The organism is Rhodococcus sp. BP-349, from assembly GCF_019835845.1.
In the GTDB taxonomy this organism is placed as follows: Bacteria; Actinomycetota; Actinomycetes; order Mycobacteriales; family Mycobacteriaceae; genus Rhodococcoides.
Genome location: NZ_JABUDR010000003.1, coordinates 1244880 through 1253411 on the forward strand (window position 1 = coordinate 1244880; position 8532 = coordinate 1253411).

The window sequence follows — 8532 nt, forward strand, 5'->3', positions numbered from 1 at the left end:
CGTGACGGTGCGACCCGATGGTGACAGCGAGCGAATCGCTCAACATCGAGTGGTTCGGAACCTGGCCGACCCACGGGACTTCACGGTAACACCTTCACGCGAGTTCGGTCGACACCACGCGGGCGACGACGGCTGGAGCATCTAGCTCGGGGTCGCTCCCACGGTCACGGCCGTCGCGGCAGGACCCGTTCCGTACCGACCCGTGCCACCGGCGAGCTGCTCACCGAGTGCCAAGGCGACGGTGATGCGCCCCGACGTGCGATCGACGTCGTCGACGGTGCTGGTCCCGGCTGCGAGGGCGGAATCCGACCGCACCACCGCGATGGGACCGCTACCCTCGGCCGAACCGGCACGGCCCGCGAGCACGGTTCCGGCTCCGCGCCCGTCCAGAGCGCCGGCAAAGCGAGCCACGATCGCGCCGCGGTTGCCGTCCTCACCCGAGTCGGCGGCCTGTCCGGAGACCACCACCGCGAGCTGTGCCGGTGCCACGGCGCCGTCGTCGTACGTGATGAAACCGCCGCCGCGCAGGGTGTCGAGGGCCAGGCCCAGTTCCTCCGGCGTGCTCTGCGGTTGGGCGGTCTGCGCGTTCAGCAACAGCACCGTACCGAGCAGATCGCCCGCGAGGCTGCCCTGATCCACCGATCCCGTACGCAGTTGCGCGCCTGCGGGAACCACGTTGGTGAGGCGCGTGCGGAGATCGTCGCCGCTGGCGGCGGACACGAACGCCTCGGTGAGCCCCACTCGTCCGGTCACCGACCCGCCCGCGTCGGCGATGGTGCGCTGCACACCCTCCACGTCGGCGGGGTCTGCGTCGGGCGTGGTGACCAGCACGACGGTGCGGTCGGCCAGCGCTCCCGCGACCACCCGGGTCGCGACGGCCGCATCGAAACCGTCGGCGGCGTTGAGTTGCTCACCGAGTGCGTTGTTCGCCGACTGCAGGTCGTTCACCTCGGTCTGCAGATCGTCCCGGTCGTCGCGCAGTCCGGACAGCACTCGACCGGACAGCAGGCCCGAGCCGAGGACGACTCCGACCGCGAGCGCCAGGAACACCGCGATCAACGAGATGGTGTGCTGACGAAGCGAAATCACTGAAGCAGCCCCTGCACCCACAGGGCGAAGCTGTTCCAGGTCTCGATCGCCCAGTCCAGAGTCGCACCGCTGCCGTTGGTCACGACGAGCGCCGCGATGACGGCGATGAGGGCTGCGAGGACGAGCAACGCCACCGCGCCACCGGAGACCCGGCTGCGGTACAGCGTCGCCATGGCCTTGGCGTCCACCAGTTTCGGACCGACCTTGAGTCGGGTCATGAACGTCGACGGTGTGTCTGCGCGCTTGCTGGCGTCGAAGAACTCGTCGAGCGACGCGGCACATCCGACCGTGACGATGAGTGAGGCGCCGTGGTGGTCGGCGAGCAGGAGCGCGAGGTCCGCCGGGGTGCCCGTGGCCGGGAACGTCATGGCTCCGATGCCCAGGTCCTGGATGCGTTCGAGGCCCTTGGCGTGGCCGTCGGAATCGGCGGGGAGCACCACCTCGGCGCCGGACTTCAGCGTGCGGCTGCTCACGTCGTCCGGGTCGCCGACGATCAGGTCGGGGCGATATCCCGCCTCCGACAGCGTGTCGGCGCCGGCGCCGACACCGATGAGGATCGGCGAGTACTCCTTGATGAACGGCTTGAGCGACTTGAGATCGGCCACGTGGTCGGTGCCCTCGGCGACGACCACGACGTGACGACCGTTCATGTCGACGTCCACCTCGGGCACTCCGACGCCGTCGATCAGCAGCGGCGACTCGGTGCGGATGAACTCGATCGTGTTGCCCGAGAACGCTTCCAGGTGATCGATCAGACCGGACTTGGCCTCGATCATGCGGTCGGAGATGTCGGCCTCGGACTGCTCGGTGCCGGTGGCGAGACGTCGCTCCCCGGCGTACACGTTGCCGTCGTGCAGGCGGATCTTCGAACCGTCCTTGACCTTCTTGAAGACGTCGGAGCCCACCTCGTCGATGAGCTCGATGCCGTTGGCGACGAGCACCTCCGGACCGAGATTGGGGTACCGCCCCGAGATCGAGGCGGAGGCATTGACGACGGCCGTCACGCCGGCCTGCACCAGCAGGTCGGCGGTGATCCGGTCGAGGTCGAGTTCGTCGAGAACGACGATGTCTCCGGGACCGACACGGCGCAGGAGCTTGGCCGTGGAGCGATCGACCCGAGCGATTCCCGTGACTCCGGGAAGTGAGTCATGACTACGCGAGAGCAGAGCCGGCATCTTCATGCACACGATGATGGACAACAACACGGCAGCATCGGCGGAGGCGCGCCGTAACAACTACCACATCATTCACATGAGTCACACCGGCACATGAGTCACACCGGCACATCGCTCTCAGGCGGTCGCGGACTCCCGTTCCGCCGTCGCGGTGCGCAACAGTTCCTCGGCATGTGCCCGGCCGGTCTCGGTGTCGTCGAGCCCGGCGAGCATGCGCGCGAGTTCCACGACACGCTCGGAATCCGTCAGAGTGCGCACACCACTGTTGGGGCCGCCACGTTTTCCGTCGGTCTTGTTCACCACCAGGTGCGTGTCGGCGAACGCCGCGACCTGCGGGAGGTGCGTCACGACGATGACCTGGTGCGTCCTGGCCAGGCGTGCCAGCCGCTTGCCGATCTCCACGGCGGCGCGACCACCCACGCCGGCATCGACCTCGTCGAAGACCATGGTCGCTCCGGCATCCGATCGCGCGAGGACCACCTCGAGCGCCAACATCACGCGGGAGAGCTCACCGCCGGACGCGCTCTTGTTGAGCGGCAGCGACTGCGCACCGCTGTGCGCGGACAGACGGAACTCGATCTCGTCGGTGCCGGTCGACCCGGCGTGCAGCGCGGTTCCGTCGACGGACAGCGCCGACCGATCGTCCGCACCCGCAGCGCGGGGGCGCACCTCGACGTCCAGCTTGGCCTTGCCCATCGCCAGGCCGGCGAGTTCGGCGCTGACCGCCTTGGACAGTTTCGCCGCAGCTTTCACCCGCGCGGCCGACAGCTTGCGTGCGACCTCGGCGGTCGCTGCTCCGGTGGTGGAGACGCGCTCGGTCAGCGCTGCCACGGCGTCGGCGGAGACGTCCAGTCCCGTCAGGCGGGTTCGTGCGTCCTCCGCCCACGCGAGCACTCCGTCCACGTCGGCGGCGTACTTGCGAGTCAGACTCTTGAGCTCCGCTTGACGCGAGAGCAGCGTGTCCAGTGACTCCGGATCGGCGGGCAGATCCTCGAGGTACGAGGTGAGCTCGGCACCGACGTCGGTCACCACCGCGATAGCCTCGGCGAGACGTGGGCCGACGGCCGAGAGAATCTCGTCGTCGGTCGAGGCGAGTCGATCGCGGGCCTCGCCCAACAGCGCCATGACGGACACGTCGCCGGGGTCGTCGCCACCGGTGAGCGCCGTGTGCGCGGCGGACGCCGCATCGCGGAGCGAGTCGAGATCGCTGAGCCGCCGGACGGTCGCCGCGATGTCGGTGTCCTCGTGCGGTGCCGGTGCGACCGCGTCGATCTCGTTCAGGGCGAACGTGAGCTGGTCCGCCTCGCGCGCGAGTTCGCGAGCCTTCTCCGTCCGCTCCCGCAGTTCGGTCACCGCAGCGACCCACTGGGAGCGACGAGTGCGGTACGTCTCGAGCAGCGGCCCGATGGCGTCCGCAGCGAAGCGGTCCAGAGCGGCCAACTGCTGATCGCTGCGCTGCAGACGCAGTTGATCGTTCTGTCCGTGCACCGTGAGCAACGATCCGGTGAACTCCGACAGGACGCCTGCGGGCACACTGCGGCCGCCGAGATGAGCACGTGATCGGCCGTCGCTCCCGACCGTCCGGAGGGCGATGATGCTGTCGTCCTCGTCGCGCCGACCGCCGGTGGACTCGAGCAACTGCTCCACGTCACCGCGGACCTGGTCGGTGACGTGGTCGGTGGTGAAACGCCCCTCGACCACCGCGCGGTCGGCGCCGACACGGACACGACCGGCGTCGGCGCGCGCGCCGGAGAGCAGATGCAGGCTGGTGACGACCATCGTCTTGCCGGCACCGGTCTCACCGGTGAGCACCGTCAGACCCTCCGAGAACGACGCCGTCGCCTCGGCGATGACTCCCAGGCCGTCGATACGAATTTCGGACAACACGTCGGTTACGTCACCCTCCCCCGCCAGCCGGTGACCGGCAAGGCGAACTTGTGTACGAGTCGATCGGCGAACGGCGCGGAGTCGAGCCGGATCCACTTGATCGGCTCACATCCTCGCACCACCTCGACGCGAGCACCGGCGGGCAGGCGCAGGGTGCGCCTGCCGTCGCAGAAGACCACCGCGTCGTGTCCGCCGTCGAAGGTCTCGATGGCGATGTGTGACTCGGGACTGGTCACCAGGGGCCGCGCGAACAGCGCGTGGGCGTTACTGGGGATGACGAGGATCGCCTCGAGCTCCGGCCACACGACCGGACCACCGGCCGAGAACGCATAGGCGGTGGACCCGGTGGGGGTCGACAGCAGAACACCGTCGCACCCGAACGAGGACACCGGACGGTCGTCCACCTCGAGCACCACCTCGAGCACCCCGAGCCGCGACCCGTTCTCGATACTGGCCTCGTTCAGCGCCCACCCACGTTCGATGATCTCGCCGTCGACGTGCACGGTGATGTCCAGCGTCATCCGCGGTTCGATGCGGTACTCGCGGCGCACCACGATGGCCAGGGTCTCCTCGAGATCGTCGGCCTCCGCCTCGGCGAGGAATCCGATGCGTCCCAGGTTCACGCCGAGCACCGGGATGGACGCCACCCGCGCGAGTTCCGCAGCGCGCAGGAAGGTTCCGTCGCCGCCGAGGACGAGGACGAGCTCGCAGCCCACCGCCGCCGACGGACCGAACTCCACGACGGAGACGTCGGACTGCGGTGTGGAGAGCGCATCGATCCCCGACGTCGACTCCAACCGCGACGTGTCGTGCTCGTCGACGAGCACGCGCAGAGCGATCCCGTGATCGTGGAACACCTTCGCCGCGCGCAGAGCCGTCTGCTCGATGTCCGGGCGACCCGGATGCGCGACCAGCAGGATGGTGCGCTCGGGCACGGTCGACTCGCTCACTGAGGCCCCTTCTCCACGGCGTCGGACACCAGTTGCTCGACGGACGTCGACTGGGCTGTGCTCGGATCGTGGTCCGGACCCGGAACGGTGAGCCACAGGAAGTACTCGACGTTGCCGGACGGACCGGGCAGTGGGCTCGGCTCCACACCGGACGTGACCAGGCCCAGGTCGGCCGCGGCGCGTGCGACTCCCAGCACCGCGTCCGCGCGCAGGGCGGGATCGCGGACCACTCCCCCTGCACCGACGCGATCCTTGCCGACCTCGAACTGGGGCTTGACCATCGGGAGGATGCTGGCACCCGGACGGGCACACGCGGCGAACGCCGGGAGTACGAGAGCCAACGAGATGAAGGACAGGTCGGCGACCACGAGGTCGACCGGCCCGCCGATGGCCTCGGCGTCGATGCCGCGGACGTTCGTACGGTCGAGGACTCGCACCCGCTCGTCGGTCCGTAGCCGCCACACCAACTGTCCGTAGCCGACGTCGACCGCCACGACCTCGCGTGCACCCTTGGACAACAGCACGTCGGTGAACCCACCGGTGGACGCACCCGCGTCGAGACACCGCGCACCCTCCACCGTGACACCGCGTGGCTCGAAGGCGGCGAGCGCGCCCAGCAGCTTGTGTGCACCTCGAGAGGCCCACGACACCTCGTCGGAGACCTCGGTGACCCGTAGCGCCGTGCCGGGCTCGACCGCGGTGGCGGGCTTCGTGGCCACGGTGCCGGCGATCAGCACTCGGCCGTCCGAGATGAGCTCCGAGGCGTGATCCCGAGATCGGGCCAGACCGCGGCGGACGAGTTCGGCGTCCACCCGAGCGCGACGAGCCATGTCAGTTCTTGTCCACGGACGCGAGCGCGTCGACGAGTACCTCGTGCGCGCGGTCGAGGATGCGGGCCTGCCGCGTCAGCGTGACCAGGCCGTGCGGGTCGTCCGTACCCTCGCCGAACGGCGCCGACGCCGCAACGTCCGCCTCGGCGACCAGCGCGTCGACAGCCGAGACGACGGCGTCGGGATCGACGGACGTGCCCTCGACATCGGAGTGCGACGGCAAGTGCTGACCGGGGCGGGGAACGGGCGTGCTCATCGCGGACAACGCTAGCCGATACCCCCGACTACGTCGGTCGGCGGTGGTGACCGTCAGTGTCAGGCGGTCCACCGCGCGACGACATCCGCAGCCGCACCGGAGGCGCCCTCGACGGTGTCGAAGCCGCCGAGCGCCCAGACCGCGGGGAGAACTTCGCGCAGTGCCTCGATCCAGAGGTCGGCGTCGGCGTCGGCGTCGCCGTCGCCCGTGGTCTCGACTCGCAGCACGGAACCGGACAGCGACACCGACCAGGTGTCGGAAGGCTCGGAGGGAACGAGAGACGCGGCCGGCTCCTCGAGCAGAGCCGACAGGGACGACGCGAGGTACGTGGGGCGCTCGTGCGGTACGGCAGTGAGCACATCGTGCACGGTGCTCACTCCGGTGAGCACGAGGAGTGACGGCACACCCACCTCGTTGGCCCCCGCGATGTCCGTGTCCAGACGGTCACCCACCACCAGCGGCGTGGTCGACCCGCTGCGCTCGAGCGCGTCCTTCATGAGAGGTGCCTCGGGCTTGCCCGCCACGATCGGGGTGGCCCCCGTCGCTGCGGCGACCGCCGCGACCATGGCACCGTTTCCCGGCCCGAGACCGCGAGGAGTCGGCAGGCTGGTGTCGGCATTCGTGGCCACCCAGCGTGCGCCGGCACGGACCGCGTAGGTCGCCTCGGCGATGTTCGCCCACCCCGTCTCGGGGGAATGTCCCTGGACGACCGCGTCCGGAGTGGGGTCCGCTGTACGGACCGGCACCAGGCCGGCGGCGGACACCTCTGCCTCGAGAGCTTCGGTCCCGACGACCAGCACGGACGCACCTGCGGGCAGGAGACGAGCGAGAAGCCGCCCTGCCGCCTGGGAACTCGTCACCACCGACTCGTCGGGCGCACGGAAACCGAGATCGCGTAGGTGCTCGGCCACCTGAGCGGGAGATCGACTGGCGTTGTTGGTGACGTAGCAGAGCTGCGAGGAGCACTCGCGGAGAATGTCGACGGCACCGTCGATAGGATCGGGACCCCGGTACAGAGTCCCGTCGAGATCGAGCAGCAGAGCGTCGTGAGCGTCGGTCAGACGGGTCACTGACCGGTCAGTTCGTCGACTCGGTCCTCGGCGTCCGTCTCACCCTCGACGTCGGCGGCGGCGGCCCGGAGGAACCACTGCACCCCGTCGTCCGCTCGACCGGCGGCCACGAGAGCGTCGGCGTAGGCGTAGTACAACCGCGCTGCCGCCGACCCCGTGCGATCTCCCTCGAGATCCGGAGTCTGCAGCGTCACCACCGCCTGGTCGTACTGCCCCATGTCCATGCGGGCACCCGCGACGACGATGCGCAGTTCGGACGCATCGTCACCCGTCAGCTGGCGAGCCTCGTCGCTGCGTCCGAGCTCGATGGCGCGCTCGGGCCTACCGAGGCCCCGTTCACAATCAGCCATGACGGACAGCAGGCCCGGACCACCGGCCATACGTCGGGCAGCGCGGAGCTCGGACAGAGCCTCCGCCCACTCCCCTGCGTGGTACGCGGCGATGCCGGCCGTCTCTCGGACCACGGCGATGCGGCCGGCACGCTGCCGCGCCGCTCGCGCGTGCAGCAGTGCTGCGGCGGGATCGTCTCCGATCAGCTGACTGACCATCACCATGTGTCGCGCAACAGCTTCCGCGTTGCTCTTGTCGAGGCTCAACAGGTCTCGGCGGACTCCGGGCTCGAGGTCTTTCGCGTCGACGTCGTCCGGCAGATCGGGCTCGACCGGACGGGGAGCGCGGGAATCAGGTCCTCGCCCACCGCCGGCGCGCGGACCGGCGCTCCCTTCACCGCCGCGACGGCGGGGAGGTGCACCCTGTCCTCGAGTGCGGTCGGGTGCCTGGCCCCTGCTGGAACCCTGCCTGCGGTCGCCGGACGTCGAGCGATCACCGGAGCGTCCACGGTCGCCCGTGTGGCGGCGTTCGTCCTGGCTCCCGGAACGGTCACCGGAACGAGGGGCCGATGAACGGAACGAACCGCGGTCCCCCGCGGTGTCGCGGCGAGGTGCTCGGTTGTCGCGCGCGGGCGGCCGGCGGTCCGAATCGGACGCACGACCTTCCGATGACGGCTCTTCCGGCACGGTGGTTCCTTTCAATCGATCGGCGACCGAGCTCTCCCGCTCGTCACCGGTGGTGTCATCATGCCGCACTCACGATCGGAGTGCAGAAACACGAAAGGGGACCCATGTGAATGGGTCCCCTTTCGGAACGGATTGTTCGGCGGTGTCCTACTCTCCCACACCCTGTCGGGTGCAGTACCATCGGCGCTGGAGGGCTTAGCTTCCGGGTTCGGAATGGGTCCGGGCGTTTCCCCTCCGCTATGGCCACCGAAACTCTGTG

General features: G+C 69.4%; 8 protein-coding genes and 1 rRNA gene. All 9 read right to left on the bottom strand.

The annotated features are described in order from the left end of the window. Positions 1–141: 141 nt before the first annotated feature. Positions 142–1089, bottom strand: a complete 948-nt coding sequence (locus HQ325_RS22170; protein WP_027505464.1) for a copper transporter — start codon at positions 1087–1089, stop codon at positions 142–144. Then, positions 1086–2270, bottom strand: a complete 1185-nt coding sequence (gene steA, locus HQ325_RS22175) for a putative cytokinetic ring protein SteA (RefSeq protein WP_027505465.1) — start codon at positions 2268–2270, stop codon at positions 1086–1088. The genes HQ325_RS22170 and steA overlap by 4 nt, the downstream gene beginning before the upstream one ends. 111 nt (positions 2271–2381) lie before the next feature. Then, positions 2382–4151 (bottom strand): DNA repair protein RecN, encoded by a 1770-nt coding sequence (recN, locus tag HQ325_RS22180; protein WP_027505466.1) that lies wholly within the window; start codon positions 4149–4151, stop codon positions 2382–2384. Positions 4152–4156: 5 nt separating this feature from the next. Further along, positions 4157–5101, bottom strand: a complete 945-nt coding sequence (locus HQ325_RS22185; RefSeq protein WP_027505467.1) for an NAD kinase — start codon at positions 5099–5101, stop codon at positions 4157–4159. Beyond that, a complete protein-coding gene (locus HQ325_RS22190) occupies positions 5098–5931 on the bottom strand; it encodes a TlyA family RNA methyltransferase (protein WP_222632476.1) in 834 nt (277 codons plus the stop codon). The genes HQ325_RS22185 and HQ325_RS22190 overlap by 4 nt, the downstream gene beginning before the upstream one ends. A 1-nt stretch (position 5932) precedes the next feature. Then, a complete protein-coding gene (locus HQ325_RS22195; RefSeq protein WP_222631329.1) occupies positions 5933–6187 on the bottom strand; it encodes a hypothetical protein in 255 nt (84 codons plus the stop codon). Positions 6188–6246: 59 nt separating this feature from the next. Continuing rightward, positions 6247–7257, bottom strand: a complete 1011-nt coding sequence (locus tag HQ325_RS22200) for an HAD-IIA family hydrolase (RefSeq protein WP_222632478.1) — start codon at positions 7255–7257, stop codon at positions 6247–6249. Continuing rightward, a complete protein-coding gene (locus HQ325_RS22205) occupies positions 7254–8288 on the bottom strand; it encodes a hypothetical protein (RefSeq protein WP_222632722.1) in 1035 nt (344 codons plus the stop codon). The genes HQ325_RS22200 and HQ325_RS22205 overlap by 4 nt, the downstream gene beginning before the upstream one ends. 119 nt (positions 8289–8407) lie before the next feature. Next, positions 8408–8524, bottom strand: a 5S ribosomal RNA gene (gene rrf, locus HQ325_RS22210). Positions 8525–8532: the final 8 nt, after the last annotated feature.

Bases quoted from the DNA above. Each gene is read 5' to 3' on its own strand.
- HQ325_RS22195 (WP_222631329.1), bottom strand. From the start codon at position 6,187: ATGAGCACGCCCGTTCCCCGCCCCGGTCAGCACTTGCCGTCGCACTCC.
- steA (WP_027505465.1), bottom strand. From the start codon at position 2,270: ATGAAGATGCCGGCTCTGCTCTCGCGTAGTCATGACTCACTTCCCGGA.
- HQ325_RS22190 (WP_222632476.1), bottom strand. From the start codon at position 5,931: ATGGCTCGTCGCGCTCGGGTGGACGCCGAACTCGTCCGCCGCGGTCTG.